Annotated in this window: 26 protein-coding genes; 7 read left to right on the top strand and 19 right to left on the bottom strand. The window is 69.3% G+C overall.

The window, feature by feature from the left end:
• Window positions 1-30: 30 nt before the first annotated feature.
• Entirely contained in the window at window positions 31-1038 is a 1008-nt protein-coding gene (locus tag ACXJ3V_RS00940) for a TetR family transcriptional regulator (RefSeq protein ID WP_457098382.1), read from the bottom strand.
• 85 nt (window positions 1039-1123) lie between these two features.
• Here ACXJ3V_RS00940 and lipB point away from each other — a divergent pair, with 85 nt between their 5' ends.
• Window positions 1124-1762, top strand: a complete 639-nt coding sequence (lipB, locus tag ACXJ3V_RS00935) for a lipoyl(octanoyl) transferase LipB (RefSeq protein WP_457098381.1) — start codon at window positions 1124-1126, stop codon at window positions 1760-1762.
• The gene (gene lipA / locus ACXJ3V_RS00930; protein WP_457098380.1) at window positions 1759-2793 is read left to right on the top strand and encodes a lipoyl synthase; all 1035 of its coding nucleotides are present in this window, start codon (window positions 1759-1761) and stop codon (window positions 2791-2793) included. Before lipB ends, lipA begins: the two co-directional genes overlap by 4 nt.
• 9 nt (window positions 2794-2802) lie before the next feature.
• On the opposite strand, the gene ACXJ3V_RS00925 is transcribed toward lipA, so the two are convergent.
• From ACXJ3V_RS00925 to smc, 5 genes are all read right to left on the bottom strand, one after another.
• Window positions 2803-3303, bottom strand: a complete 501-nt coding sequence (locus ACXJ3V_RS00925; protein ID WP_457098379.1) for a DUF2004 domain-containing protein — start codon at window positions 3301-3303, stop codon at window positions 2803-2805.
• Between the two features lie 56 nt (window positions 3304-3359).
• On the bottom strand, window positions 3360-4232 hold the full coding sequence (gene ftsY / locus ACXJ3V_RS00920) for a signal recognition particle-docking protein FtsY (RefSeq protein WP_457098378.1): 873 nt from the start codon (window positions 4230-4232) through the stop codon (window positions 3360-3362).
• Between the two features lie 25 nt (window positions 4233-4257).
• Window positions 4258-5550, bottom strand: a complete 1293-nt coding sequence (locus ACXJ3V_RS00915; protein ID WP_457098377.1) for a hypothetical protein — start codon at window positions 5548-5550, stop codon at window positions 4258-4260.
• Between the two features lie 30 nt (window positions 5551-5580).
• Window positions 5581-6267 (bottom strand): hypothetical protein, encoded by a 687-nt coding sequence (locus tag ACXJ3V_RS00910; protein WP_457098376.1) that lies wholly within the window; start codon window positions 6265-6267, stop codon window positions 5581-5583.
• Window positions 6268-6422: 155 nt separating this feature from the next.
• Entirely contained in the window at window positions 6423-9965 is a 3543-nt protein-coding gene (gene smc, locus ACXJ3V_RS00905; RefSeq protein ID WP_457098375.1) for a chromosome segregation protein SMC, read from the bottom strand.
• A gap of 511 nt (window positions 9966-10476) precedes the next feature.
• On the opposite strand from smc, the gene ACXJ3V_RS00900 reads away from it, so the two are divergent.
• The 3 genes from ACXJ3V_RS00900 to ACXJ3V_RS00890 all read left to right on the top strand — a co-directional run bounded on the left by ACXJ3V_RS00900 (window position 10477) and on the right by ACXJ3V_RS00890 (window position 13041).
• Window positions 10477-10731, top strand: a complete 255-nt coding sequence (locus ACXJ3V_RS00900) for a hypothetical protein (protein ID WP_457098374.1) — start codon at window positions 10477-10479, stop codon at window positions 10729-10731.
• An 83-nt stretch (window positions 10732-10814) separates the two neighbouring features.
• On the top strand, window positions 10815-11900 hold the full coding sequence (locus tag ACXJ3V_RS00895) for a GNAT family N-acetyltransferase (protein ID WP_457098373.1): 1086 nt from the start codon (window positions 10815-10817) through the stop codon (window positions 11898-11900).
• Window positions 11893-13041, top strand: a complete 1149-nt coding sequence (locus tag ACXJ3V_RS00890) for a GNAT family N-acetyltransferase (RefSeq protein ID WP_457098372.1) — start codon at window positions 11893-11895, stop codon at window positions 13039-13041. The genes ACXJ3V_RS00895 and ACXJ3V_RS00890 overlap by 8 nt, the downstream gene beginning before the upstream one ends.
• On the opposite strand, the gene mutM is transcribed toward ACXJ3V_RS00890, so the two are convergent.
• The 6 genes from mutM to ACXJ3V_RS00860 all read right to left on the bottom strand — a co-directional run bounded on the left by mutM (window position 12980) and on the right by ACXJ3V_RS00860 (window position 18134).
• On the bottom strand, window positions 12980-13900 hold the full coding sequence (gene mutM / locus ACXJ3V_RS00885; protein WP_457098371.1) for a bifunctional DNA-formamidopyrimidine glycosylase/DNA-(apurinic or apyrimidinic site) lyase: 921 nt from the start codon (window positions 13898-13900) through the stop codon (window positions 12980-12982). The two genes, ACXJ3V_RS00890 and mutM, sit on opposite strands and share 62 nt — an antisense overlap.
• Window positions 13893-14579, bottom strand: a complete 687-nt coding sequence (gene rnc, locus ACXJ3V_RS00880) for a ribonuclease III (RefSeq protein ID WP_457098370.1) — start codon at window positions 14577-14579, stop codon at window positions 13893-13895. The genes mutM and rnc overlap by 8 nt, the downstream gene beginning before the upstream one ends.
• A 13-nt stretch (window positions 14580-14592) precedes the next feature.
• Window positions 14593-14802: a 50S ribosomal protein L32 gene (rpmF, locus tag ACXJ3V_RS00875; protein WP_028495421.1), complete on the bottom strand. Its 210-nt coding sequence runs from the start codon at window positions 14800-14802 to the stop codon at window positions 14593-14595.
• 29 nt (window positions 14803-14831) lie between these two features.
• Window positions 14832-15320 (bottom strand): YceD family protein, encoded by a 489-nt coding sequence (locus ACXJ3V_RS00870; protein ID WP_457098369.1) that lies wholly within the window; start codon window positions 15318-15320, stop codon window positions 14832-14834.
• A 127-nt stretch (window positions 15321-15447) separates the two neighbouring features.
• A complete protein-coding gene (gene coaD, locus ACXJ3V_RS00865; RefSeq protein ID WP_457098368.1) occupies window positions 15448-15939 on the bottom strand; it encodes a pantetheine-phosphate adenylyltransferase in 492 nt (163 codons plus the stop codon).
• Window positions 15940-15974: 35 nt separating this feature from the next.
• Window positions 15975-18134, bottom strand: coding sequence for an ATP-dependent DNA helicase RecG (locus ACXJ3V_RS00860; protein WP_457098367.1), 2160 nt, complete (start codon window positions 18132-18134; stop codon window positions 15975-15977).
• Between the two features lie 65 nt (window positions 18135-18199).
• On the opposite strand from ACXJ3V_RS00860, the gene rsmD reads away from it, so the two are divergent.
• A complete protein-coding gene (gene rsmD, locus ACXJ3V_RS00855; RefSeq protein WP_457098366.1) occupies window positions 18200-18778 on the top strand; it encodes a 16S rRNA (guanine(966)-N(2))-methyltransferase RsmD in 579 nt (192 codons plus the stop codon).
• On the opposite strand, the gene ACXJ3V_RS00850 is transcribed toward rsmD, so the two are convergent.
• Window positions 18721-20118, bottom strand: coding sequence for a serine hydrolase domain-containing protein (locus ACXJ3V_RS00850; RefSeq protein ID WP_457098365.1), 1398 nt, complete (start codon window positions 20116-20118; stop codon window positions 18721-18723). The genes rsmD and ACXJ3V_RS00850 overlap by 58 nt on opposite strands.
• 2 nt (window positions 20119-20120) lie before the next feature.
• Entirely contained in the window at window positions 20121-21116 is a 996-nt protein-coding gene (thiL, locus tag ACXJ3V_RS00845) for a thiamine-phosphate kinase (RefSeq protein WP_457098364.1), read from the bottom strand.
• 69 nt (window positions 21117-21185) lie between these two features.
• On the opposite strand from thiL, the gene ACXJ3V_RS00840 reads away from it, so the two are divergent.
• Window positions 21186-21656, top strand: a complete 471-nt coding sequence (locus ACXJ3V_RS00840) for a DUF3515 family protein (protein ID WP_457098363.1) — start codon at window positions 21186-21188, stop codon at window positions 21654-21656.
• Here the strand turns inward: ACXJ3V_RS00840 and ACXJ3V_RS00835 are convergent.
• From ACXJ3V_RS00835 to leuD, 5 genes are all read right to left on the bottom strand, one after another.
• The gene (locus ACXJ3V_RS00835) at window positions 21653-22747 is read right to left on the bottom strand and encodes a D-alanine--D-alanine ligase family protein (RefSeq protein ID WP_457098362.1); all 1095 of its coding nucleotides are present in this window, start codon (window positions 22745-22747) and stop codon (window positions 21653-21655) included. The two genes, ACXJ3V_RS00840 and ACXJ3V_RS00835, sit on opposite strands and share 4 nt — an antisense overlap.
• Window positions 22647-23783 (bottom strand): NAD(P)H-dependent glycerol-3-phosphate dehydrogenase, encoded by a 1137-nt coding sequence (locus ACXJ3V_RS00830; RefSeq protein WP_457098361.1) that lies wholly within the window; start codon window positions 23781-23783, stop codon window positions 22647-22649. The genes ACXJ3V_RS00835 and ACXJ3V_RS00830 overlap by 101 nt, the downstream gene beginning before the upstream one ends.
• On the bottom strand, window positions 23773-24543 hold the full coding sequence (locus ACXJ3V_RS00825) for a lysophospholipid acyltransferase family protein (RefSeq protein WP_457098360.1): 771 nt from the start codon (window positions 24541-24543) through the stop codon (window positions 23773-23775). Before ACXJ3V_RS00825 ends, ACXJ3V_RS00830 begins: the two co-directional genes overlap by 11 nt.
• Window positions 24544-24550: 7 nt before the next feature.
• On the bottom strand, window positions 24551-25921 hold the full coding sequence (gene murA / locus ACXJ3V_RS00820; RefSeq protein ID WP_457098359.1) for a UDP-N-acetylglucosamine 1-carboxyvinyltransferase: 1371 nt from the start codon (window positions 25919-25921) through the stop codon (window positions 24551-24553).
• Window positions 25922-25987: 66 nt separating this feature from the next.
• Window positions 25988-26584 carry a 3-isopropylmalate dehydratase small subunit gene (gene leuD, locus ACXJ3V_RS00815; protein WP_457098358.1) on the bottom strand — a complete coding sequence of 199 codons (597 nt, stop codon included), beginning with the start codon at window positions 26582-26584 and terminating at the stop codon, window positions 25988-25990.
• Window position 26585 lies beyond the last annotated feature (1 nt).

Here is a 26585-nt window from a genome sequence, read left to right as displayed (position 1 = left end):
GATGCCTCCATCGTGGGGTGTCGTCACTTGTTACGTGTCCGGCATCTCCCGAAACGTCCCCTGCTCCGGCCCGAGTTCCTGAAATACGGTGAGCTGCAGCCCGGCAGCGCCCCGCAGACGCGCGTTGAGCGAGCGCCACGGCGTCTCGCGAGCGGATGCCTCGACCACAGCGCCGCCGGCCTCGAGGCGCGCGACGACCGCCTCGGTGTCATCGACCTCCAGTGCGATGCGGATGCGGTCGCTCGGCGTCTCGCCGTCGGTCTCGACGCGATCGATGAACCGCACCTGCGCGGGGCTGGCCAGTTCCAGCGTCGCGCGGCCGGCGTCGAGGATCGCCACGCGCGCGCCACCCTCGGGCTCGTACGCCTCGGTCTGCGGCATCCCGACGACGTCCCGGTAGAAGACGAGGGCCTCGTCGAACTCCTCCGCGGTGACGACGACGCGCAGCTGACGTACGTGCAGGCCCTCGCCGGCGTTGGCGCCGAGAGCCGGGAGCAGCTCGAGCGCCCTGTCGAGCAGCGGGGTCAGGTCGGTGCGCCCTGGGCCGGCATCGGCCCACTCCCACACGGCCGCGAGCACCGCGCCGGCCGCCGCGGCACCGACGACCTCCGCGGCGAGCCGCGGCAGTCCGTCTTGACGGAACCGCTCGGCGGCGCAGCGGGCGAGGCGGCCGTGCCGGAGCGCGCGCTCGCGGTCGAGCTCGTCGGCGAGTCCCATCGCCTCGGCGTTCGCGACGGCGAGCGCCAGGCTGTCGGGAGCGAAGCCGGCGGCCATGCCGCGCAGGATGTCGGGGACCGGGGCAGCGTCGTCGGAATCGAGACGCTGCGCCGCGGCATCCAGTCGCTCATCGAAGGCGCCCCAGAGGATGTCGCTCTTCGACGAGAAGTAGTTGAAGAAGCTGGAGCGGCTGACGCCGGCACGTGAGGCGATCTCGGCGATCGAGGTCGCTTCGAACCCCTGCTCGAGGAACAGCTCGCAGGCGGCTTCGGCGAGCGTCTCGCGCGAGGACGACTTCGGTCTTCCGGCTCGACGGTCCATCCGGGCATCGTAGCTTGCCGCTATTGTTGGACACGATCCACAAATCGGCACCACCTGCCGCATCGCCACAAGCGAAGGAACCCGCGTGCTCGACATCCTCACTCCGGGGCTCGCTCCCCACTACGTCCCTTATCAGGACGGCTGGGACCTCCAGCGGAGCATCCACGCCGACATCGTCGCCGGCATCCGCCCCGACACGCTCATCCTGCTCGAGCACGAGCCCGTCTATACGGCCGGTGCGCGCACGGCGCGACACGAGCGCCCCACCGACGGCACTCCCGTCGTCGACGTCGACCGCGGCGGCAAGATCACCTGGCACGGCCCCGGCCAGCTCGTCGGGTACCCGATCGTGCGTCTGCCCGAACCGATGGATGTCGTCGCCCACGTGCGCCGTCTCGAGGCGCTCCTGATCGAGGTGCTCGCCGAGTACGACATCGTCGGCCACCGGGTGGAGGGACGCAGCGGGGTGTGGGTGCGCCGTCCGCTGTCCGAAGACAAGGTCGCCGCCATCGGCGTGCGCGTCCAACGAGGGGTGACCATGCACGGCTTCGCACTGAACTGCGACAACTCGCTCACGGCCTTCCGCAGCATCGTCCCGTGCGGGATCGCGGATGCCGGGGTCACGACGATCAGTGAGATCATCGGTGCCGTCGTCACGCCGGCAGAGGTGCTGGCCACCGTCGAGGATGCGTTCCTCGCCGAATACGCGGGAGTCGCGGCGTGAGCGCCTGTGGCACGCCGGCCGCGGCATCCGGACCCGCCGCCGCCCCGGGCGGCCGCAAGCTCCTCCGCCTCGAGGTCCGCAACGCCCAGACGCCGATCGAGCGCAAGCCGGACTGGATCAAGACGAAGGCGAAGATGGGGCCGGAGTACCAGGCCCTGCACGCCCTCGTGAAGAACGAGGATCTGCACACGGTCTGCCAGGAGGCCGGCTGCCCCAACATCTACGAGTGCTGGGAGGACCGCGAGGCCACGTTCCTCATCGGTGGCTCCCAGTGCACCCGGCGCTGCGACTTCTGCCAGATCGACACCGGCAAGCCCGCCGACTACGACACCGACGAACCGCGTCGCGTCGCGGAGAGCGTCGTGCGCATGCAGCTGCGCTACGCGACCATCACCGGCGTCGCACGGGATGACCTCCCCGACGAGGGCGCTTGGCTGCACGCCGAGACCGTGCGGCAGATCCACGCGACGAACCACGGCACCGGGGTCGAGATCCTCGCGACCGACTTCTCCGGCAACCCGGCGCTGCTCGGCGAGGTGTTCGACGCGCGTCCCGAGGTCTTCGCGCACAACGTCGAGACGGTCCCCCGGATCTTCAAGCGGATCCGGCCGGCGTTCCGCTACGACCGCTCGCTCGGGGTGCTGACCCTGGCGCGCGAGGCCGGCCTGATCACGAAGTCGAACCTCATCCTCGGGATGGGCGAAGAGCCCGAGGAGGTCGTGCAGGCGCTGCAGGATCTCCACGATGCCGGCACCGACATCATCACGATCACCCAGTACCTGCGGCCGACGCCGCGCCACCTCCCGGTCGCGCGCTGGGTGAAGCCTCAGGAGTTCGTCGAGTTCAAGGAGGAGGCGGAGCGCATCGGCTTCCTCGGCGTGCTCGCGGGTCCGCTCGTCCGGTCGTCGTACCGGGCCGGGCGGCTCTGGGCCCAGTCCATGCACTCCAAGGGCCGCGACATCCCGCCGCACCTGGCGCATCTCGCGCGCGACATCGAGGCGCACGGGCAAGGGTTCGCCCAGGCGGTCTAGCGGGGCAGGTCAGTCCGCGCTCGTCACCGACAGCACATCGCCCTCGGAGCCGAGGTTCACCAGCAGCACGTCGTCGGTCGCATCCGGGTCGAGCGCGTACTCGAGCACCGCGAACGGGTCGGTCCCACCGTGCTCGTCGGCGAGGATCGTCATGCTCATCAGCTGCAACGATCGGATGATGTCGATGGGGGGATCACCGGAGATATCCACGAGGAGCTCCGCGAGTTCATCCCCGAACGCTTCCTGCTGCTGGAGGGTGTACTCGGTCACCTCACTGGTGCGGTCATTGAGCTCGGACACCATCGCGTTGCGGGCGATGCTGTCGATCGCCTCAAGTGACGAGATCAGCCCGGCGGCGACATCCAGCGCCGCCTCTGAGACGTCGTCCTGGTCGGGCGCGGTGAGGTCGACGGTGACTGTCTGGTCGCCCAACTCGACGTTCTCCGACCAGAAGATCGACCCGTCCGGTCCAGACTCCAAGAGTCCGAAGAAGTCGTGTTCGATCGCCATATCCCCATGAAACCAGCACCGGGCCCGGCGCGATAGTCCCAGGGGTCAGGTGGTGGTCACTCGACCAGCGCAGCGGCGAAAACATGCGGCGTGAAGCCGGTGAGATCGCCGATTCCTTCGCCCTGGCCGAGCAGCTTGACGGGGATGCCGGTGCGCTCCTGGACTGCCAGGACGAAGCCGCCCTTGGCCGATCCGTCGAGCTTCGTGATCACGAGACCGGTGACGCCGGCATGCTGCAGGAACGCCTCTGCCTGCATGACACCGTTCTGCCCGGTCGTCGCGTCCAGCACAAGGAGCACTTCGCTGATCGGCGCCTGCTTCTCGATGACCCGACGGATCTTGGTGAGCTCGTCCATCAGCCCGCCCTTGGTGTGCAGGCGACCGGCCGTATCGACGAGCACGATCTCGGTGCCGGTGCGCTTGGCGTATTCGATGGTCTGGAAGGCGACGGATGCCGGGTCCTGGCCCTCCATCTGCGGTCGCACGATCGCGGCTCCGCCCCGCTCCGCCCAGGTCGCGAGCTGGTCGACGGCGGCGGCGCGGAACGTGTCGGCCGCACCCACCACGACCGTGCGCCCGTACCGCTGCAGGAACTTCGCGAACTTGCCGATGGTCGTCGTCTTGCCGACGCCGTTCACGCCGACGACGAGTACGACGGCCGGGCGCTCGGTGAGCCGGAGCGTCGTGTCGAACTTCGCGAAGTGCTCTTCGAGCGTCTCCTTGAGCATGCGGTGCAGGTCTTTGGGGTCGGTGGTCCGGTACTTGTCGACCTTCTCCCGCAGTTCGCCGACGATGCGCTCGGTCACGTCGGGCCCGAAGTCGGCGGTGAGAAGGGCGTCTTCGAGGTCGACCCACGTCTCCTCGTTGATCTCCGGCGTGGCGAACATGGCGCGCAGCACGCGCACGAGAGACCAGGGATGTTCCGCCATGCCTCCAGCCTACGGGCGCGGCCGGTCAGCTCGAGCCTGGGCTCACGTCGACGACCAGAGAGTGATCGTCGCGCAGCCTCTCGTAAACGAGAGAGGCGTCCTGTCCCGGTGGACACTTGATGAAGATGTTCAGACCGTTTCCCAGCGAGCCGAACATCCTCGCCGAATCGAGCCACGTGCTCCCGTCCTCGGCGCCTCCCCACACCGTCCGAAACGGCACCGTGCCTTCGTCGATGAACAGTGGAACCGAATCGTCGAACGCGTTGGCGGTCACATCTTCCCTTGTCGCGCCCGGCATGATTCCACTCGCCATGACCCAGAGCATTTCGTCAGAGATCGTGCGATCGTCCTGACTCCAGTCGAGATCGAACACGGTGCCCTGGTAGAGGTCGATCGAGCATTGGCTCGCGTTGTCGGTGTTGGCCCGATGCCCATTCCCATCATCGGGCTCGAGTTCGGAATAGCCGTTGCCGAAAGTGAACCACTGCACGCGCCAGGCGGCGGGGTCGAGGTCGGCGCCGGTCTCGAACGAGAGGTCGCACGGGGCGATCCGGTCCGGCGCGCAGCGGGACGACGGCGACGGCCTCGGCCCCACCACAGGATCGGTGGCATCCGTGCCGGGCGTAGCCGAATCGTCGCTGGGCCATCGGGCGCTGATGCGAGCGTGCTCGTCCACGATCTCCTGGTATTCCGAGACCGCGTTGACAGGGCCTGCCGGGCAGATGACCGCCATGATCAGGCCGGCCGCCATCGCTCCGAAACCGCGTGCCGCGACGAACGCGCTCCCCTTCGCCGGGGAGCTGACATGCCAGACGCGGAAGTCGACGGTCGCCGCCTTCCCTTCCTGCCAGATGCGGTCCTCCGTTGCGCCCGTTCGCATCGCTTCGACGTCCTCAGCGGCAGTCCCCCCGGTCACATTCGCCACAAGCATGGTGTCCGAGATCAGACGGTCGTCCTCGGACATCGCCTCGTCGTCGAGCCTCGCCACTTCCATGGTGATCATGCAATCGTTCTCGGTGTCGCGATACCGATAAGAGCCAGAAGGCTCTTCGCCCCCTTCCCAGTGGAATCGCTCGTCATCCTCGGTGAATGGGAGGTACCACCCCACGAGCCAGTCGCCCGTAACCTGCTCCTCCTCCGCGCCGAACCCCAGGTCGACCGCGTCGATGGCAGCGGACTCGGCCGGCGTCGGAGGCGCGTCGGCAGCGGTGTCGGCAGCATCGGCTCGAGGAGTGGATGTGTTGTCGGTATTGGCCGGCGTGAGTGACGAGCACCCGGGCAGCAGGAGTATCACTGCGGCGAGGGTGATCAGGCTCACGCGCCCTTGCGTAAACATGTTCATGGCTGGTCACATGGGTGCGACGATGAGCCTGATGTACTGCTCGATGAGCTTGTTAAGCTCCCCCTGCGCATCTTGTCCAGCGGGACAGTTGATGCCGACGTAGACCCCGGCGCCGAGGGCGCCGAACATCCGCGTCGAGTGCAGCCAGCTGCCCCCACCCTCTGAAGTGCCCCAGATGGTTCGAGTCGCCGCCGTCCCCGGGCCAGGATGCTGAAAGACACTGTCGTCATAGGCGTGGGCAGTCACATCCTCGCGAGTCGCACCATCCACCGTGCCCAGCAGCATCGTCGCGAGGAAGTCATCGGAGATCACGCGATCGTTTTGGCTCCTGTCCATATCGGTGACGGAGCCCTGAAAGAAGTAGAGCTCGCACTGGGTCGTGAGATCCGTGTACGAGTAGTAGCCGTCCCCGCCATCGGGCGACAGAACGCTGAAGGTGGGGTCGCTGGCGAAGGCGTCACCCCACCCCATGTCCCAGTCGCCTTCGGCCAAAGCCGAGCCGGCCTCGAACGAGAGGTCGCTCGGCGCCGTGGTCGGCGCCGCCGCTGTCGGGGTCGGGTCGGGCGCGGGCGATGCGGTCCCCTCGGCCTCGGGCGTTGCCTGGGCTTGGGGCGTGGATGTGGGTTCGGTACTGGCCGGCGTGAGTGACGAGCACCCGGGTAGCAGAAGTATCACTGCGGCGAGGGTGATCATGCTCACGCGCCGTTGCGTTGACATGTTCATGGCGCAACAGTAGGGTTCGCCAATCCTGCCGCGCTGTAGGAATTTCGGAGGACAGCTGTCGGCATTTCGGAGGACAGCTGTTGGCATTTCGGAGGACACCTGTCGGCACTTCGGGGGACAGCCGGTCAGCTGGCGACGCGCTCCCCCACGCGCTGGCCGACGACCGCCGACACCCCGTCCTGCCGCATCGACACGCCGTAGAGCGCGTCCGCGATCTCCATCGTGCGCTTCTGGTGGGTGATCACGATGAGCTGGCTACTCTCGCGCAGCTGCTCGAAGACCCCCAGCAGGCGGCCCAGATTCGCATCGTCGAGCGCCGCCTCGACCTCGTCGAGGATGTAGAAGGGACTCGGCCGGGCCTTGAAGATCGCGGTGAGCAGGGCGACCGCGGCGAGCGACCGCTCCCCGCCGGAGAGCAGCGAGAGCCGTTCGATCTTCTTGCCGGCCGGCCGGACCGACACCTCGATGCCGGTCGTGAGCGGGTCGTCGGGGTTGGTGAGCGAGATCGAGCCGGTGCCGCCCGGGAAGAGGATCGGGAACACCTCCGTGAAGGCGACCCTCGTGTCTTCGAATGCCGCCAGGAAGATTGTCTGCATCCGGATGTCGAGCTCGTCGATGATCGTCAGGAGGTCCCTGCGGGTCTGAGTGAGATCGGCGAGCTGCTCGGTCAGGAACTTGTGCCGCTGCTCGAGCGCCGCGTACTCCTCGAGCGCGAGCGGATTGACCCGTCCGAGCTGCCCCAGCTTGCGTTCCGCGTCCTGCAGGCGCTTGCGCTGCTGCGCGCGATCGAACGGAACGCCTGCCACTTCAGCGCTGGCGTCTCGGCCGTTCGAGAGTTCGTCTTCGCTAGGAATCGGCTGTTCAGGTCCGTATTCCGAAATCAGAATATCCTCGTCGAGACCGAGCTCCGACGCCACCCGCTCGAGGACGCTCGTCGCGTGCAGGCGCTTCTCGTGGATCTGGAGCTCGAGTCCGTGCACGCTCTCGGTGAGGCGCGCGAGGCGGTCGCGGATGCCCGCTTCCCGTGCCCGAAGCTCCGCGAGCTCGGTGGTGAGCGCCGTTCGGGCCGACTCCGCCGTGGCGAGCTCGACCCGCGCCTGGACCACCGACCGGTCGACCGAATCCAGCAGCGCCGGCAGGGCGGCAGCGACCTCCGCGGCGATCTCGCGCTGCGTGCGACGGATGACGGCTCTGCGTGCCGCCTCGGCCGCGGCATCCCGCTCCCGCTCGCGCTGCCGTTCAAGCTGAACGACCCGCGCCTCGCCGGCTCGCACGCGCTCCTTGAGCGTCTCGACGTCGAGCCGTGCGCGCATCTCGACCTCGCGTGCCGCGTCAACGGCGGCGAGCATGCCTTCGCGGGCGGATGCATCCAGGATCGGCCGAGGCGCTTCGAGTGCGGCGGTGAGACGGTCCTCGGCGATCTTCGCCGCTGCGGCGGCATCGTCGACCGCGGCTTCTGCCTGCGCGACGCCGGTGGCCAGTCGTTCGCATTCGGCGATCGCGGCCTCATGGGTGACGCTGGCGCGGTTGACCTGCTCCGCGTGCGCGGCCAGGGCCGCATCGTGCGCGCGCAGACTGGCCAGCGCCTGCTTCGCCTTCTGGCGGGTGGTCTCGAGTGCGTGAACCTTCTCGGCGAGCACCTCGCGGAGCGAATCCGACACGACTGACATCTCGGCGAGACGTTCGGCTGCGGCATCCCGTTCCGCCGCGAGTTCCAGCCGGGATCGTCCCTGACCGGATCCGGCCCTCAGCGTGTGCGCGGTGACGACTTCGCCGGTGCGGGTGACGATCGTCACCGCGTCCGCACCCTCGCTCCCGGCGAGGGCGGCCGACACTCGCTGCGCGGCGTCGAGGTCGTCCGCGACGAGCACGTGGGCGAGTGCTTCCCGCACGCCGTCCGGCGCTTTGATCACATCGATCGCGGGTACGGCGCCGGCGATGGCGGCGACTTTCGCCCGGGCTGCACTCGCCGCGGCGATCGCGATGTCGACCGTGCCGAGATCGCCGTCGCGTGCCACGGACGCCGTCTCGAACGCGTCGGAAGCGGTGTCGACCAGCACACCCTCCGCCAACGGACCGAGGGCTGCCGCGATCGCCGCCTCGTAACCGGGCGAGACCTTGATCGCGTCTCCCACGAGGCCGCGGATGCCGTGCCCGCCACGGGCGATGAGCGCCGCGGCCGCATTGCGGACCTCGAGCGCACGACCGAGCGCCGCGGCCTGAGCAGTGAGAGCGCCGACCTCGCGCTCGGCGGCGTGCAGCCGCTCGCGGAGCGTGCCGACCTCGGCTTCGATGTCCGTGGCGGCCCGCTGCGCCCGGTCGTAGGCGGCCGCGAACTCCGCCGACGAACCCTCCGGCACCAGCTCCGGGTCGAGGCCGGCGAGGGTCTCCTCGGCGGCCGCGCGGCGCGCGAGCGCCGCCTCGAGTGCGCGCGCCTGACGTTCGACCGCGGCTCGGACCGCTGCGAGAGCGGATGCCGCGGCCGCCGCTCCGCCGCGGAGCGCGGTGAGGCGCATCTCGTGCTCCGAGACCAGCGCGCTCTGCGCCGCGATGTCGGAGTCGAGGGCATCCAGGTCTCCACGGGCACGCACGACATCACGGGCTGCGGCGGTCGCGGCATCCTGCGCATCGCCCAGCCCTGCGGCGATCTCCTCGATCTCGTCTCGGACGTCGTCGATCGTCGACTGCGACACCGTCGCGCGATCGGCGAGGTCTTCGTCGGGGCGGTCGGAGAGCAGCGCGAGCCGTTGCCCGGCGAGCGAGTAAAGGCCGCGCACGCGCTCCTGCACGCGCTCCAGGGCGAAGGCGACCTGCCGCGCCTCGTCCACGCCTTCGGCGCGCTGCGCTGCTTCGAGCCCTTCAATCCGCAGGCGGCTGTCGTCCAGCTGCTCCTGGAGCACCAGCCGCTCGGCGTGCCGCTCGTGCTCGCTGCGGGCATGATCGGCGAGCTCGATGCGCAGCCCGACCAGCTCGTCGGCGAAGAGTCGCGCCTTGGCATCGCGCACGACGGCGGCGATCGTCGCCGCCTCGCGGGCGATCTCGGCCTGACGGCCCAGCGGCTTGAGCTGGCGCCGCAGCTCTCCCGCGAGATCGCTCAACCGGGTGAGGTTGGCCTCCATGGCATCGAGTTTGCGGAGCGTCTTCTCCTTGCGGCGCCGATGCTTGAGGATGCCGGCGGCTTCCTCGATGAATCCGCGGCGCTCCTCGGGCGAGGCCTGCAGCACGCTGTCCAGCCGACCCTGACCGACGATGACGTGCATCTCCCGGCCGAGACCCGAGTCGCTCAGCAGCTCCTGCACGTCCAGCAGACGGCAGGTGTCGCCGTTGATCGCGTACTCACTGGCACCGTTGCGGAACAGCGTGCGGCTGATGGTCACTTCCGCGTACTCGATCGGCAGTGCGCCATCGGCGTTGTCGATCGTCAGCTGCACTTCGGCGCGGCCGAGCGGACCGCGGGTCGCGGTGCCGGCGAAGATGACGTCCTCCATCTTGCCGCCGCGGAGGGTCTTCGCACCCTGCTCGCCCATCACCCAGGCCAGAGCGTCGACGACGTTCGACTTGCCCGAGCCGTTCGGGCCGACGATGCACGTCACCCCTGGTTCGAAGGCGAAAGCGGTCGGCTGGGCGAACGACTTGAACCCTTTGAGCGTCACGCTCTTCAGGTGCATGCGATGCGTCCTCCAGCCCGGTCGACTACCGCCATACGCTACCCGAGGCGGTGCTCCCTGCCGTGCAGGCGAGCCGGGGACGGGAGGATGCCGCGGCACACCCGTCACCACGCATTCTGAGAATCTGCTTGACGTCCGCCTCCAGACCGCGCTAGTCTCACTCTCCGCATCCGAAGTTTCGAGAGGAGGTCCCCGATGAAGTTCATGAACACGTTCGAAAGCACCGCCCCAGCTGGCGGTGTGTTCCGTGCGCGCACTCTGGGGACCGGCTCCTTCGGCGCCTTCCAGAACGGTCGCACGCACACCGCCAGCTGACCGGCTGCAGGCCAGGACTCCGCCCATCGAGGCTGTGGTCCGCCCGCACCGCTCTCCGCGCGAAAGCGGATCGCCGGTCTCCTCGCTGTTCCCCGTCGTGCTGCGGCACGGCACTCCCCTGCCGGATCCCATCGGGACCGGCCGCCCGACTCGTCCGGGTCCGGGCATCCATCACCCGTTCTGAAAGAGAACCATCATGAGTACACTCCTTGCGCCGCAGCGCCCGTCGGGAATCCCCGATACGCAGCGGCTGACGAGCCGCCCTCCGCACGTCTCCCTGGCCGATCGCGTCGCACTCCACATCGGACTGCGGCTCGTGCTCTGGAGCACCAGGACTTCCCGGCTCGCACTCGATCGCGAACAGCATTCGCGGTCGTACAACACACAGGCAGACACCGTCGCGCGCGAGCACCGCTTCGCACGCAATGCTTTCGTGGCCCCTCGGTCATGACTGCCGTCCAGGGGTCCGTCGCCCGCTCGCCCGAGCGGCGGACCCCCACCCCCACAGATCCACCACCTGCCGAAGGACCCCTCATGACCACCGCACTCGCCGGCGTCGAATTCCGCCCTCTCGTCATCCCCGAGTCCGTCGACAACGACGACGCCGCCGACTTCCGCGAGATGGTGCGGGTCCGCAACCTCGTGTACCGCGAGATCTCGGGGCACGACGACGGATCCGTGCCCGCCGACGAGCTGCTCCCCAACCTCCAGCCCGACCAGTACCGGCTGCTGGTGATGTGGGTCGTCATCGACCACGATCGCTTCGTCGGCCGGGTCATGCTCGAGCTGCCCCAGGAGGGCGAATCGAAGGTCGCCCAATGGCGCATCGAGACGCTTCGCGAGTCCTGGGGCCGCGGCATCGGATCGGCGGCGTACGCGCTCATCGAGCGGACAGCCCGAGAGCACGGTCGGACGATCCTGCAGGCCTGGGCGGAGCATCCGGCCGCCCCCGGCCCCCGGATCGCGGCGCCCACCGGCTTCGGCGACATTCCCGAGGATCACGCCGCGCGGTTCTTCCTGAGGCACGGCTACACCCTCGAGCAGGTCGAGCGGAACAGCGCGTTCGACCTCACCGGGTCGTTCGAGCAGGTCGACCGGCTGCGCGCCGAGGCAGCAGCCGCCTCCACCGGCTACCGGGTTGTGCAGTGGTTCGCCCCCACGCCCCCCGAGTTCGCCCTGGGCTACGCCTGGATGAAGTCGCGCATGATCACCGACGCACCCTCCGCCGGGCTCGAGTTCGACGAGGAGGTGTGGGACGCGGCGCGCATCGCACAGCACGACGCGAAGTACACCGATGTGGGCCGGCGCATCCAGGTGACGGCGGCTCAGCACATCGCCACCGGGGAGCTCGTCGCTTTCAACGAGCTGGTCATCGGCAAGGATCCCACCGAGGCCACCTACCAGGAGGACACGCTCGTGCTGAAGGACCACCGCGGTCACAAGCTCGGCACCCTCGTCAAGTGCGCGGGACTGGCATCGTGGCGCGAGATCGCGCCGCAGTCACCCCGGGTGCTGACGTACAACGCAGAGGAGAATCGCCCCATGCTCGACATCAACGAGGCGATCGGCTTCGTGCCGATCGCGTACGAGGGCGCGTGGAAGAAGGTGCTCGATGACTGAGCTGACGGATGCCGCAACCCTGACGATCTCGCCGATCACGGTCCCGGAGAGCCTGGAGTCGGCGGACGCGGGTCCGTTCCTGGAGATGGTGCGCCTCGCGAACGCGGTCTGCGTCGCCGATGCCGGCCACGACTACCTGAACGAGACGGCCGAGGAGGTCTTCGGCTTCTGGCAGGACCAGTCCGACTGGACTCAGATCGGCATCGCCGCGGAGCGCGACGGGCAGATCCTGGGGGTCGTGAAGATCATGATCTCGAACGAGGACGATGTCAGCGCCCTCGAGTTCGACCCCATGGTCGACCCCGAGCACTGGGGAGAGGGCGTCGAGGAGGCTCTCCTCGCTGCGGTCGAGGCGGAGGCCAGGGCCCGCGGCATCCGCACGATCCAATCGTGGACGCTGCATCGGCCCGACACCCAGGGGCAGCGCTTAGCGCCGCCGACGGGCTTCGGCGCGATCCCCGCGGACGATCGGCAGACCGTGTTCATGCGCGAAAGCGGGTTCACCCTCGAACAGGTCGAGCGCAACAGCGTGTTCGATCTGCGGGGTCCGTTCGAGATCGTCGAGCAGAAGCTCGCCGACGCGGTGCAGGCCGCCGGCGAGGACTACCGGCTCGTGTCGTGGACCGCTCCGACGCCCACCGAGTACCTCGACGGATTCGCCGCGGTGCTCGCGCGGATGTCCACCGACGCTCCTGCGGCCGGGCTCGTGATCGATGAACAGCACTGGGATGCCGCGCGCGTGCAGCGTCGGGACGCACGCCAGACGGCCCAAGGTCTGACGGTGTCGGTCGCGTGTGTGCAGCATGTGCCGACCGGCACGATCGCGGCCTACAACGAGTTGGCGATCGCCGAGCACGATGGGGCGACCCAGCAGTACGGGACGCTCGTGCTCCGGGATCACCGCGGCCACCGGCTGGGCACGATCGTGAAGTGCGCCAACCTGCTGCGCTGGCGCGAGCTCGTGCCTGATTCGCCGCGCGTGTCGACGTTCAACGCCGAGGAGAACCGGCACATGCTCGACATCAACGAGGCCATCGGCTTCGTGCCGGCCTCCTATGCGGGGGCGTGGAAGAAGGTGCTCAGTCCGGATGCCGCGGCGACCGCTGACAGTGCGGACAGAAGTGACTCGACCGGTTCATGAATGACACGCGTACGATCGGGCGGCCGCAGCACGCGCACGGCTCGCCCGTCCGGCCGTACGCGTTCAGGGAGTGCTCGAAGTAGCCGGCCTGGCCGTTGACGTTGACGTACTGGGCGTCGAAGCTGGTGCCGCCCTCGGCGAGGGACTTCTGCAGGATGGCACGGACCTCGGTCAGCAATCGGCGGGCCGTGCGGGTGGAGAGATCCCGGGCGCGCGTCTCGGGATGCACCCGCGCGGCCCAGAGCGCCTCGTCGGCGTAGATGTTGCCGACCCCGCTCGCCACGGTCTGATCCAGCAGGACGCGTTTGATCGCCGAGTCCTTGACCCCGAGCAGGCGCCGGAAGCGGTCGTCGTCGAACGCGGGGTCGAGTGGGTCGCGCGCGATGTGCGCCACCTGGCTCGGCACCGATGCGAGCTCGGTTCCGAGCCCGCCGGGCGCGGCATCCGTCGTCGTCTCGAGCGTGTCGAGGGCGAGCGAGCCGAACGTGCGCTGATCGGCGAAGATCAGCGCGAGCTCGCCGTGCTGGGGGTGGTCGAGGTGCACGCGCACGCGCTCGTGCCGCTCCAGCGGCGCCCCAGGCGGACGCAGCAGCAGCTGCCCGCTCATGCCGAGATGACCGATGATCGCGTCCACCGGCTCGCCGCCGGCGACCGCCTCGAGCGGGAGCCAGAGGAATTTGCCGCGGCGGGCGGCGGAACGGATCAGCCGTCCCGTGAGCGCTGCCTCGAACTGCGCGCCGTCGCCCTCGTACCGGGTCAGCGCGCGCTCGTCGAGCACCGACACCCCGGCGATCGAGGCGCCCGAGACCGCCGGGGCGAGCCCGGCACGCACCACTTCGACCTCGGGAAGCTCAGGCACGCTCGCTGAGCTCGCGCCAGGCCGTGAGGGCTGCGGCCATCTCGGCGTGCTTCTTGCTCGTGCCGACTCCGGATGCCGAGACCGTCCCCACGCTCACGGTCGCGGTGAAGACCCGGTCGTGATCCGGTCCGGCGGAGACCACCGAGTAGAGCGGGGCGGCCGCGCCGATGTGCGAGGCGAGCTCCTGGAGGCTCGTCTTCGGATCCATCGCCGCACCGTAGCGCTCGGCGTCGGCGAGCAGCGGCTCCACGAGGCGAAGCACCAGGGCGGTCGCGGCATCCGGTCCCACCGAGAGGTAAGTCGCCCCGATCAGGGCTTCTACCGTGTCGGCGAGGATCGAGTCCTTGTCGCGTCCGCCGGTCTGATCCTCACCGCGCCCGAGCAGGACGTGCTCGCCGAGACCGATGCGTCGGGCGACCGCGGCGAGTGCGACGGTGGACACGACAGCGGCGCGGCGCTTGGCGAGCGATCCCTCATCGAGGTCAGGATGCTCGGTGTAGAGCTGGACTGTGACGGCCTGCCCGAGCACCGAGTCGCCAAGGAACTCGAGGCGCTCGTTGTGCGGGCTCTGACCGTGCTCGTACGCGTAGGAGCGGTGTGTCAGGGCAAGCGAAAGAAGCTCGGGATCGATGACGACCCCGAGCTTCTGCGCGAGGGCAGCGCCCTCGAAATCAGTCACGCCTTGCAGGCGATCAGACGTCAGCGACCTTGCGGCCCTTGTACTCGAGGAACAGCTCGGTGCCCTGCGAGTCGGTGACGACCTTCGCCTGGTGGGGGCGGCTGTAGACGACCTTGCCGTTCTCGACAGTGGTGGTCAGCGTGATGGGCGCCGCCTTCCACTGTGCGCGACGGGACCGGGTGTTCGAGCGGGAGACCTTCCGCTTCGGGGGGTTACCTGCCATGGCTTACTCTCTTCCGTGTTCTCGACGCTTCAGCTCGCGCCCGGCGGGCGCAGCGCTTCATCGTCGTGGTCTGTGGTGTAGCCCTGGAGCGCCGCCCAGCGAAGGTCGGTGGGTCCGGACTGCTCTGACCCGGCGCTTTCGGCCAGCCGCTCGCCCGTGACCGGATCAAGGCCGGGGCAATCCGGCTGACACACCGGTTGAAACGGGAGCGACAGGACTATCGCATCCCTGACCAGAGTTTCAAGATCCACGTGGTTGTCTTGAACCTCGAAGTCAGCTGCTTCCACTCCAGGATACGCGAAAAGCTCCTGAAACTCGACTTGGAGCGGCTCTGCAATGTCTGTGAGACACCGGCTGCAGATCCCGGAGTACTTCGTGACGACCTCACCGGACGCGAGGATCCCCTCGTGAACCGACTCCAGCCGCACGTCCACGCGCACCGATTCGCCTTGAGCGACAGCGACGAGGCCCTCGCCCCACTTGGCTGGAGCGGGTACGTCAAGCTCGTGCTCACGCATTTCGCCTGGACGATGGACGATGTCTCGGACCACGATGTCGAGAGGGCCCGTTCGATGTCTTGCCACGATCCCCAATGCTACCGGGCGCATTCACCGCGAGGCTGAGCGCGCGGTCAGGCTCCTGGGGTCAGTGCGCGCCGGTGCCCAGGAAGCGCGCCACCGCGGCCGGCACGAACGGCGAAACATCGCCGCCGAGCCCGGCCACCTGACGCACGAGCGAGCTCGAGACGAGGGCGTGCGCGGGGTCGGGCAGAAGGAACACCGTCTCGACGTGGGCGAGGTGGCGGTTGACGATCGCCATCGGCGTCTCATATGCGACGTCGACCTGGGAGCGGATGCCCTTGACGAGCACACCTGCGCCGACCTCGGTCGCGTAGTCGACCAGCAGTCCCACGCTCCACGAGGCGATGATGACGTTTCCGTCGATGTTGCTCTCCGCGAGCGACTGCTCGAGCAGCGCGAGGCGCTGCGCGATCGGCAGCATCGCCTCCTTGCCCGGATTGTGCACCACCAGCACATGCAGCTCGTCATAGAGCGAGGCAGCCCGACGGATCACGTCGAGGTGCCCGAGAGTCGGCGGGTCGAATGACCCCGGAACGACGGCGATCCTGCTGCTCATGCCCACAGCCTACTGAGCGATGGAAGAGTGCCGGGTCAGCTCTTGGCGAGGGCGGCACGCTCGATGATTCCCACCCGGCGCTCGATCGCGGCGGCGACACCGGGGTGACGCTGCAGCGCCGGATCCTCCTCCAGCACGCGTTCGGCCGCAGCTCGCGCCTCCGCGATGAGATCGGCGTCCTTGACCACGCGGAGCAGGCGCAGCGACGAGCGCGCGCCGGACTGCGCGTCACCGAGGACGTCGCCCTCGCCGCGCAGCTCGAGGTCGACCTCGGCGAGCGCGAAGCCGTCGAGGGTGGCGGCGACCGCCTCCACCCGCTCCCGCGCGGAGGTTCCGATGCCGGCCTCGGTGACGAGCAGGCACAGCCCGGGCACCCCGCCGCGGCCGACTCGGCCCCGCAGCTGATGCAGCTGCGACACCCCGAAGCGATCCGCCTCCAGGATCGCCATCGTGGAGGCGTTCGGCACATCGACGCCCACCTCGACCACGGTCGTGGCCACCAGGACGTCGATCTCGCCGCGGGCGAATGCCTGCATGACGGCATCCTTCTCGTCCGACGGCATCTTGCCGTGCAGGATCTCGACCCGTATTCCTTCGAAAGCCGGATGCCGCGACAGGTGGTCCGCCGCCTGCACGACGCCCCAGCGCGTTCGCGTGGGCAGCTCGGCGTCTTCGACCGGCTCGTCGGCGGTGTCGTCGCGCGTCGCCGCCTCTGCGTCGATGGCCGGGCAGACCACGAACGCCTGATGTCCTTTCGCGACCTCTTCGGCGATGCGCTCCCAGACGCGCGCGAACCAGCCCGGTCGCTCCGCGAGCGGGGTGACGAACGTCTGGATCCCGGCGCGCCCAGCGGGCATGGTGCGGATCGTGGAGACGTCCAGATCGCCGAAGACCGTCATGGCGACCGTGCGGGGAATGGGCGTCGCGGTCAGCACCAGCGCATGCGGGGCCGAGCCCTTCGCGCGCAGCGATTCGCGCTGCTCCACGCCGAAGCGATGCTGTTCGTCGACGACCACGAGTCCCAGATCGGCGAAGGTCGTCGATTCGCTCAGCAGGGCGTGCGTGCCGACGACGATCCGCGCCTGACCGGCGGCGACGCGCAGCGCCGCACGGCGCCGGTCGGCCGCAGGCATCTGACCGGTGAGCAGCGTCGGCATGAGCTCGGGCGCGAGGTCGGGCCCGAGCATTCGCGCGATCGAGCGCAGATGCTGCCCCGCGAGCACCTCGGTAGGCGCGATCAGCGCGGACTGCCCGCCGCTCTGCGCCGTCTGCAGCATGGCCCGCAGCGCTACGAGTGTCTTGCCCGAGCCGACCTCACCCTGCACGAGCCGGTTCATCGGCCACCCGCCGACGAGGTCGCGTTCGATCTGCGCGCCCACCGACAGCTGGTCGGGGGTGCGGGCGAAGGGCAGCGACGCGTCGAATCGCTCCAGCAGGCTGCCGGGCTCCCGGGCGGTCGCCGAGAGGGCCCGCACGAACTGCCGCTGCTGCAGGAGCGCGGTCTGGAGAATGAAGGCCTCGTGCCAGCGCAGCGTCTCGCGCGCCTGCTCGATCTGGTCTCCGAAGTCGGGGCGGTGGATGCGCTCGATCGCGGTGCGGGCGTCGAGAAGGCCATGCTCCTTGCGCAGCGCCTCCGGGAGTGGGTCGGGTACGTCGCCCAGCCCATCGAGCACGAGGGCGACGATCTTCACCAGCTGCCAGCTCGCGATCGTGGCCGTGGCCGGATAGATCGGGATCGGCAGGTTCGCGTAGGCCTCCGCCGTCGCACGCGCCGTGTCTTCGTCGTCGAAGAGCTCGTAGTCCGGGTGGGCGAGCTGCTTCGTCCCGCGGTATTCGCCGACCTTGCCGGCGAAGATGCCCCGGCGTCCCGGCTGGAGCTCTTTGAGCCGCCAGGTCTGGTTGAAGAACGTGAGCGAGAGCTCGCCCTGGCCGTCGCTGATGGTGACTTCGAGGATCGAGCCCTTGCGCGCCTGCATCCGCCGTTCGCTCGCGCGGCGCACTTCGGCGACGATCGTGACCGGCTCGCCGACCGGCAGCGACGAGATCGGCGTCAGCTCGCCGCGGCGCACGTACCGTCGCGGGTAGTGCGCCAGCAGGTCGCCCACCGTCTTCATGCCGAACGCGCGGTCGAGCGCTGCGGCGGTCTTGCCGCCGACGGCTCCGTCGAGCCGTGACTCGAGCGCGTGGCCGGGCATGGTCCGAGTCTAGGTCGAGCCGCCGACGCCTCGAGCCGCGTCCGTGCCCCGGCTATCGTGGGCGTGTGACACGCATCATCGCGGGGCGCGCCGGCTCACTCGCACTCGAGGTCCCCGACGCCGGTACCCGGCCCACCAGCGACCGCGTGCGCGAGTCGCTCTTCGGCGCCCTCGAATCGGCGGATGCCCTCCGTGGCGCCGCGGTGCTCGACCTGTACGCGGGATCGGGCGCACTGGGACTCGAGGCGGTCAGCCGAGGGGCGGCGAGCGCGGATCTCGTCGAGAAGGCGCCGCGCGCGGCATCCGTCGTCGAACGGAATGCGGCACGAGTGGGCAAGTCTGTGGGGCGGGATGCCGCGATCCGCGTGCACCGCACCTCGGCCTTCGCGTATCTCCACGTCGCCCACGGCCCGTTCGACCTGGTGTTCCTGGATCCGCCGTACGACGTCGCGGAGCACGAGTTGACGAGCGCCCTCGCGCTGCTCGTGCCTTCGCTCGCGCCGATGGCCACCGTCATCGTGGAGCGCGCCTCGCGGTCACCGCAGCCGACGCTGCCGGCCGGACTCGTGCTGGACCGCTCGAAGCGCTACGGCGACACGACGCTGTGGTGGGCGTCCTTCGACGAGGTCGACGAAGCACCCTGATCCGCGCGCGGATCCCCTTCCCACACGCCGGGGCCTTCGAAGCCGACGTCGCGCGTGATCGTGAGATGCCCGTCCGGCCTCAGCTCGAGCCGGACGGTGACGGCATCCTCGAGGATCCGAAGCTCGACGACGAATGTGTCGCCCTGCCAGCCGCCTGATGCGGCGACCCGATCGCTGAACCACGGCGGATCGGTCTCCAGTTCGAGCGATACACGTCCGGTGACCCACTTCTCGGGCGAGAAGCGCACCTCGAAGTCGTCGATCCCGAGCACGTCCTGGGAGATGCGCAGCCGGCGGATCGGCCCGTCGTACTCGAAGACCAGTTCGTCTTTCCGGCTCTCGCCGCCGACGGTCGCGACGGGAGCGGGCGGGGGCACCTCGGCGGCCGGCTCCACCGTGTCGAAGGCAGGCAGCAGCGTGGTCCACAGCGCGTCGAGCGGCTGCTGCATGTCGGGCAGCCCACCGGTCATGGTGACCACCGCGTCGTGGTCGGGCAGGACGACGACGTACTGGCCGAACGCGCCATCGCCCCGGTAGGCGCCGTGCCGGCACATCCAGAACTGGAAGCCGTAGCCCTGCCCCCAGTCCGACGACTCCGCCGGCGTGCCGTTGGAGACCTGCCCGCTCGTCGCCAGCTCGACCCACTCCGCGGACACGAGCTGCCGACCCTGCCAGCGACCGCGCTGCAAGAGCAGCTGCCCGAACGCGGCGAGCTCCTCCGCACGGATCGAGAGGCCGAACCCGCCGGCATCCACCCCCGTCGGGCTCTGGTGCCAAGTCGGTCCCTCGAACCCGAGCGGGTCGAAGAGGCGCGGCGTCAGGTAGTCGAGCAGTCGCTCGCCCGTGCGCGTCTGGATGATCTGGGACAGCAGGTGGGTGCCTGCGGTGTTGTACAGCCAGTGGGTGCCGGGTGCGTGGGGCAGGTCCGCTGCGAGGATCGTGCGCGCCCAGTCGTCACCCCAGTCCTCAGGTTCCGGGTCGTGCCCGGTCGTCATCGTCAGCACGTGGCGCACGGTGAGCGCTTCGAGATGGGCAGACGGATGCCGGGGCGCCTGGTCCGCGAGCAGGTCGATGACACGCTCATCGAGTCCGAATCGGCCCTCGTCGATGGCGATGCCGATGGCGATCGCGGTGAAGCTCTTACTCACGGAGTAGAGGGCGTGCGGCGCATCGCGCTCGTACGGCGGCCGTGCGAACTCTGCGACGACGTGCCCATGTCGGGTGACGGTCAGGGTGTGGACATGCGGGATCAGGTCGAGGGCGGCGACCAATCGGGCAACGGCGGCGGCAGGAAGGCCCTGGTCTTCGGGGCGCGAGCGGGGAAGGAGAAGGCTCGGCATCGTCATCCTGTCTTCGAGTCCCAATCACGATAGGGGTCCCATCCCCCACGCCCGTCGTGGGGTCGTCCATCCACCAGCACCGCGTGCTCCCCCAGCGCAGCGACCCTGCCGATCGCGCGGAATCCCGCCGGCAGCGCGACATCCGCGGCAAAAGTTGCGAGCAGCGCGTGGTCCTCGCCCCCGGAGAGGGCCGAGGCGGGGTCGTCGCCGAGCCATGCGCTGTCCAGCGAGATCGAGACACCGGATGCCGTCGCCATGCGCGTCGCGTCGAGCACGAGTCCGTCCGACACGTCCATCATCGCGGTCGCTCCCGCCGCGGCGGCCACCGGACCGAGCGCGATCGGCGGGCGCGGGCGAAGCTGGATGGCGACGTCGTTCCGCTCGGCCGGGGTGAGGACACCTGGATCGACGTGGACAGGTGTTCCGGCGGCATCCGTGAATCTGGCGAAGAGGATGCCCAGACCCCGGGCGGCATGACCCGGCTCCCCCGCGATCGCCACGACGTCACCCGCCCGTGCGCCCGACCGGAGCACCGGAGAGTGGCCGTCGAGCGTGCCGAGCGCCGTCACCGCGATCGTCAGCGTGTCCGAGACGGTGAGGTCGCCGCCCTCGACGACGCAACCCGGTGCGAGCTCGTCGCAGGCGGTCCGGAGTCCGTCGGCGAGCCCTTCGACGAACGACAGGCGGGTGTCATCGGGCATCGCGAGCGCCACGAGGAGCGCGGTGGGGCGGGCTCCCATCGCGGCGATGTCGGCGAGGTTGACGGCGGCGGACTTGAATCCGAGATCGAACGCGCTCGACCACGCGCGCCGGAAGTCGGGCCCATGGACGAGGGTGTCGACGGTGGCGACCACACGGCCATCGGGCGCCGCGATGACCGCCGCGTCGTCGCCGGGTCCGATCAGGGCACGCGACTCGCCGATCCGCTCGAGGATCCGGCGCAGGACCGCTCCCTCGCTGAGTTCGCCCACCGTCGGGTCATCCTCGGGCTCGCGCATCCCTCCACGTTACCGGGCGGGCAGGCGCCGCCGTGCTGGTGCGGCTCGGCAGGAGGTTAGCCTGGATGGGTGACCCGCCGCGCCTGGACTGCAGCCCTCCTGCTGACGTCTGCGATCGCACTCGCGGGATGCGGTGCGACGGTGGCGCTGGATCCCGCGCCCGACGCGAACGACCCGCACTGCGCCGACGTGACGGTCCGCCTGCCGGCCACCGTGGGCGGCCAGGAGCGACGCTGGACCGACGCCCAGGCCACCGGCGCCTGGGGCACCCCTGCCACCGTCATCCTGACGTGCGGCGTCGAAGCGCCCGGACCGAGCACACTCCCCTGCCACACGGTCGAGGGCGTCGACTGGATCATCGACGATGCCGAAGCCCCGCACTATCGGATCACGACGTTCGGGCGCACGCCCGCCGTCGAGATCTATCTCGACAATGACGTCGTTCCGAGCGCGGACGTTCTCGACCGGCTCTCCCGCATCGTGTCGCTGCTGCCCGCAGACGGAGCGACCTGCACCGACCGGGTCGATCCCTCGAGCTAGGACGCGCGCTCGAGCGCGGTGTCCACGAGCTCCGCGATGAGCTCCGGGTAGGTCATCCCGCTGACGAGCCAGCACTTGGGGAACATCGAGATCGGGGTGAACCCGGGCATGGTGTTGAGCTCGTTCACGATGAGGCCGCCCTCCGCGGTGAGGAAGAAGTCCACGCGTGCGAGACCCTTGCCGTCGACCGCTTCGAACGCACGGATGGCGAGGTCCTGAAGCGCCGCGCTCTCCTGGTCGGTGAGCTCTGCTGGGCACACCACCTCGGCGCCGTCTCCCCCGAGGTACTTGCCCTCGAAGTCGTAGAACTCCCGGGTGGTGAGCACGATCTCGCCGGGCAGCGACGCCCGCGGACCGGCACCGTTCCGGCCCTCGAGGATGGCGACCTCGACCTCGCGGCCGGAGATCGCTGATTCGATGAGCACCTTCTCGTCCTCGGCGAAGGCCAGCTCGAGGGCGGCAGCGAGCTCTGACGAGTCGTGCACCTTGGAGACGCCGACGCTCGATCCGGCGCGCGCAGGCTTGACGAACGCGGGCTCACCGAGGGCAGCGGCATCCGCCCGCACACCGTCCGGATCGCGCTCCCAGCGCGCGCGGGTGACGGTGACCCACGGGGAGACCGCGACGCCGGCGGCCTCGAGCACGATCTTCATGAAGTGCTTGTCCATGCACAGCGCCGAATCGAGCACGCCGCCACCCGCGTACGGGATGCGGAGGGTGTCGAAGAAGCCCTGGACCGTGCCGTCTTCGCCGTGCAGGCCGTGCAGGATCGGCAGGACGACATCGACCGTGCCGAGATCGTCGACCGTGCCATCGGCTCGGCGGACGCGGAGTGCGCGCTCGGAGCCCCCCTCGGGCCAGACGATCCTGGTGCCGTTGTCGATGACCTCCGGCAGCCGCTCGGCGTCGAGCGCGAATTTCGCGGGGTCGTCGTCCTCGAGGACGAACACGCCGTCGCGGGTGATGCCGACCGGGATCACCCGGTAGCGGTCACGGTTGATCGCGCGAAGGACGCCGCCCGCTGTTGCGGAGCTGATCGAGTGTTCGCTGGAGCGACCTCCAAAGAGCACTGCCACCGCCGGCTTGTCCATTCTGCGTCCTCTCGCCCTTGGGCTCGTCGTCGTCGGTAGTCAGGTGTGGCGCGATCTCGCGCGGGTTCATGGTTCCGTCGAGTACGCGCTTGACCTGCTCGACGATCGGCATCTCGATGCCGGATTCCTTCGCCAGCTGCAGCACCGGGGCGACCGAGGCCAGCCCCTCCGCCGTCTGGTTCATCTGCTTCACGACATCCTGGAAGCTGTAGCCCTGACCGAGCAGGCGCCCCGCCGTGTTGTTCCGGCTGAGCGGGGACTGGCACGTCGCGATGAGGTCGCCGAGGCCCGCGAGGCCCTGCAGCGTCTCGGGCGCAGCGCCCTGCGCGACCGCGAAGTCCGTCATCTCCACCAGCCCGCGCGTGATGATCGAAGCCTTCGTGTTCTCGCCGTAGCCGACGCCGTCGACGATGCCGATGGCGACGGCGATCAGGTTCTTGAGGACCCCGCCGAACTCGGTGCCGATGACATCAGTGTTCACGAAGGTGCGGAAGTAGTGGTTGCGCGCGCGGCGGGCCACGGCATCCGCGGTCTCCTGGCTGATCGAGGCGATCACCGCCGCGGTCGGCTGTTCGCGCGCGATCTCAAGTGCGAGGTTCGGCCCGGATGCCACGGCGATGCGCATCGGATCGCAGGACAGCTCCTGCTCGATCACCTGGCTCATCCGCAGGCCGGTGCGCCGCTCGACGCCCTTCATGAGCGAGACGATCGGCACGTCGGTCCCCGTGACGAGTGGCCGCACTGCCTTCAGGTTCTCGCGCACGGCCTGGCTGGGGATCGAGAGGTAGACCTGCTCTGCACCTTCGAGCGCCTCGGAGAGATGGTGCGTCGCATACATCTCGCGCGGGAGGTTGATGCCGGGGAGGTACTGGCTGTTGCGCTTGGCCTCGTTGATCTCGTGGGCCAGCTCGGGCCGGCGAGCCCACATCGTGACGTGGGCGCCGCCGTCGGCGAGCACCTTGCCGAACGTCGTGCCCCAGCTGCCTGCGCCGATGACGACCACGCGGGGCAGCCCGGCATCGGATTTACGGCTCAAGGCGACCCGTCTCTCTCTGCCCGTGCTCGGCAGGATCCCAGCGCTTCTCGGGCGCCGGCTCGCCGCGCAGCTGCGACAGGAGCTCGGCAACGGCGTTCATGAGGCGGTCGGTCGCGGCGACGAGCGCCGCGGGCTGCGCCCGTTTGTCGGTGAACTCGGAGAGGTCCACCGGGTCGCCCACGATCACCCGCACGTGGCGTCGCAACGGCCAGAGGCTGAGCTTGCCGTACCGGGGCAGGATGGCCTGCGCGCCCCAGTGCGCCATCGGGATGAGCGGGATGTCGTCCGCCAGCGCCAACCGGACGGCACCGGTCTTGCCGCGCATGGGCCACAGGTCGGGGTCGCGCGTGAGCGTCCCCTCGGGGTACACGATGACCCCGCGGCCGTGTGCGACGAGGATCTCGGATGCCTGGATGGTCTGGCGCGCCGCGGTCGCCGAGGACGAACGCGCAACCGGGACCATGCCGGTGGCGCGCAGGGCCCACCCGAGCACGGGGACCTTGAACAGGCTCTCCTTCGCCATGAAGCGCGGTGCGCGGCCCAGCCGCCAGACGGCGAGGGCGACGATCAGCGGATCGAACTCCGTCGAGTGGCTCGGGGCGAGGACGTACGGCCCTTCGCGGGGCAGCTTGTCGCCGTCGATGATCTCCACCCGCGCGATCAGGCTGAGGATCGGCACGATGACTGCGGCGAGCGGCCAGAAGACGCTCGGGCGCCGCTTCTCGTCGGACGCCCGAAGTCGGGGCGATGGCTTGGCCACGTGCGGGCTATCCGATGACGTCGAAGTCGGCGCCCAGGGCGTCGAGCTTGGCGAAGAGCTTCTCGTAGCCGCGACGGATGATGCCGACGTTGCGCACTACGGACTCGCCCTCGGCAGCCAGCGCGGCGATCAGGTAGCTGTAGCCGCCGCGGAGGTCAGGCACCACGACGTCGGCGCCGTGCAACGGTGTGGGTCCGTTGATCACGGCCGCCTGCTCGAGCGCGCGCCGAGGAACCCGCCGGTCGGGGCTGTCGATGCCGTCGGGGTGCACGACGATGTCGGCGCCCATCTGCACGAGGGCCTCGGTGAAGCCGAGCCGGTTCTCGTACACGGTCTCGTGGACGATCGACTGGCCCTCGGCCTGCGTCAGGGCGACGATGAGCGGCTGCTGCCAGTCCGTCATGAAGCCGGGGTGCACGTCGGTCTCGACGATCACCGGCTTGAGCGCGCCCGCGCGGCGGAACTGGATGCCGTCTTCGTGGATGTCGAACCAGCCGCCCGCCTTGCGGTACACGTTGAGGAAGGTGAGCATCTCCTGCTGCTTGGCCCCGCCGACGAAGATGTCGCCGTCGGTCGCGAGCGCGGCGCAGGCCCACGATGCGGCCTCGTTCCGGTCGAAGATGCAGCGGTGATCGTAGCCGCGCAGCGTGTCGACGCCCTCGATCAGGATGACCCGGTTGGGCTCGTACGAGATGATCGCGCCCATTTTCTGCAGCACCGCGATGAGATCCATGATCTCGGGCTCGATCGCCGCGCCACGCAGCTCGGTGACGCCCTTCGCCTTCACGGCGGTGAGCAGCACCTGCTCGGTCGCCCCGACACTCGGATAGGGAAGGTCGATCTTCGCGCCGGTCAGTCCGTTCGGAGCGGTGATGCGGATGCCCTCGTACGTCTTGTCGACGATCGCCCCGAACGCGCGCAGCGCGTCCATGTGGAAGTTGATCGGCCGGTCGCCGATGCGGCAGCCGCCGAGGTCGGGGATGAGCGCCTCGCCGAGCAGATGCAGGAGCGGTCCGCAGAAGAGGATCGGGATGCGGGATGCCCCGGCATGCGCGTCGATCTCCTCGAAGTGGGCCGACACGGCGCCACTGGGGTCGAGGTGCAGCGTGCCGTCCTCTTCGCCGTCCACGACTCGCACACCGTGCACTTCGAGCAGCGAGCGCACGACCTGCACGTCGCTGATGTCCGGGACATCCCGCAGGACGCTCGTCGTCTCACCGAGGAGGGCCGCCACCATCGCCTTGGTGGCGAGGTTCTTCGCGCCCTTGACTTCGACACGACCCGTCAGCGGGCGACCGCCGCGGATCGCGAGGGTTTCTCCGGACAATTCGCGTTCTCCTGACTTCGGTTCGGCCGAATCGCTCAAGAGGGTGTTCATCCGGTGGGACCTCATCTGGTTCGTGGTCGAGGGGTGCGAAGGCGCCTTCGTGAGGCGTCGCCTGGTTCAGCGAACGGGCAGTGTGCGCGGTCGCCACGCCTCGCGGCGGGCCTCGAACTGCGCGATCTTGTCTTCGTTGCGCAGGGTGAGCCCGATGTCGTCGAGCCCCTCGATGAGCCGCCACCTAGTGTAATCATCGATGTCGAAGGGCACTCGGAGATCGCCGATGACGGCCGTGCGCGCCTCGAGATCGACGGTCATCCGGATGCCGGGATCGGCCTCGATCGCCGCCCAGATCGCCTCGGCATCCGCCTCGGTGATGACCCCGGTGAGCAGCCCCTGCTTGCCCGAGTTGCCGCGGAAGATGTCGGCGAACCGTGGGCTGAGCACCACCTTGAACCCGAAGTCGCGCAGCGCCCAGACGGCGTGCTCGCGGCTGGAGCCGGTGCCGAAGTCCGGGCCCGCGACGAGGATGCTCGCACCCTGATAGGCGGGCTGATTGAGGACGAACTCCGGATCCTGCCGCCAGCTGGCGAACAGCGCGTCTTCGAAACCGGTCTTGGTGACCCGCTTCAGGTAGACGGCCGGGATGATCTGATCGGTGTCGACCGCCGAGCGCTTGAGCGGCAGGGCGATGCCGGTGTGGGTCGTGAACGCGTCCATA

The organism is Microbacterium sp. P5_E9, assembly GCF_054049175.1.
Note: the sequence above shows the minus strand (reverse complement) of the source record. Positions and strands in the feature narration are given on the sequence as shown.

Coding starts and splice junctions, on each gene's coding strand:
- ACXJ3V_RS00940 (WP_457098382.1), bottom strand. CDS start 1,038: ATGGACCGTCGAGCCGGAAGACCGAAGTCGTCCTCGCGCGAGACGCTC.
- ACXJ3V_RS00925 (WP_457098379.1), bottom strand. CDS start 3,303: ATGGCGATCGAACACGACTTCTTCGGACTCTTGGAGTCTGGACCGGAC.
- ftsY (WP_457098378.1), bottom strand. CDS start 4,232: ATGGCGGAACATCCCTGGTCTCTCGTGCGCGTGCTGCGCGCCATGTTC.
- ACXJ3V_RS00910 (WP_457098376.1), bottom strand. CDS start 6,267: ATGATCACCCTCGCCGCAGTGATACTTCTGCTACCCGGGTGCTCGTCA.
- smc (WP_457098375.1), bottom strand. CDS start 9,965: ATGCACCTGAAGAGCGTGACGCTCAAAGGGTTCAAGTCGTTCGCCCAG.
- ACXJ3V_RS00900 (WP_457098374.1), top strand. CDS start 10,477: ATGAGTACACTCCTTGCGCCGCAGCGCCCGTCGGGAATCCCCGATACG.
- ACXJ3V_RS00895 (WP_457098373.1), top strand. CDS start 10,815: ATGACCACCGCACTCGCCGGCGTCGAATTCCGCCCTCTCGTCATCCCC.
- ACXJ3V_RS00890 (WP_457098372.1), top strand. CDS start 11,893: ATGACTGAGCTGACGGATGCCGCAACCCTGACGATCTCGCCGATCACG.
- rpmF (WP_028495421.1), bottom strand. CDS start 14,802: ATGGCAGGTAACCCCCCGAAGCGGAAGGTCTCCCGCTCGAACACCCGG.
- ACXJ3V_RS00870 (WP_457098369.1), bottom strand. CDS start 15,320: ATGCGTGAGCACGAGCTTGACGTACCCGCTCCAGCCAAGTGGGGCGAG.
- coaD (WP_457098368.1), bottom strand. CDS start 15,939: ATGAGCAGCAGGATCGCCGTCGTTCCGGGGTCATTCGACCCGCCGACT.
- ACXJ3V_RS00860 (WP_457098367.1), bottom strand. CDS start 18,134: ATGCCCGGCCACGCGCTCGAGTCACGGCTCGACGGAGCCGTCGGCGGC.
- ACXJ3V_RS00850 (WP_457098365.1), bottom strand. CDS start 20,118: ATGCCGAGCCTTCTCCTTCCCCGCTCGCGCCCCGAAGACCAGGGCCTT.
- thiL (WP_457098364.1), bottom strand. CDS start 21,116: ATGCGCGAGCCCGAGGATGACCCGACGGTGGGCGAACTCAGCGAGGGA.
- ACXJ3V_RS00835 (WP_457098362.1), bottom strand. CDS start 22,747: ATGGACAAGCCGGCGGTGGCAGTGCTCTTTGGAGGTCGCTCCAGCGAA.
- murA (WP_457098359.1), bottom strand. CDS start 25,921: ATGAACACCCTCTTGAGCGATTCGGCCGAACCGAAGTCAGGAGAACGC.
- leuD (WP_457098358.1), bottom strand. CDS start 26,584: ATGGACGCGTTCACGACCCACACCGGCATCGCCCTGCCGCTCAAGCGC.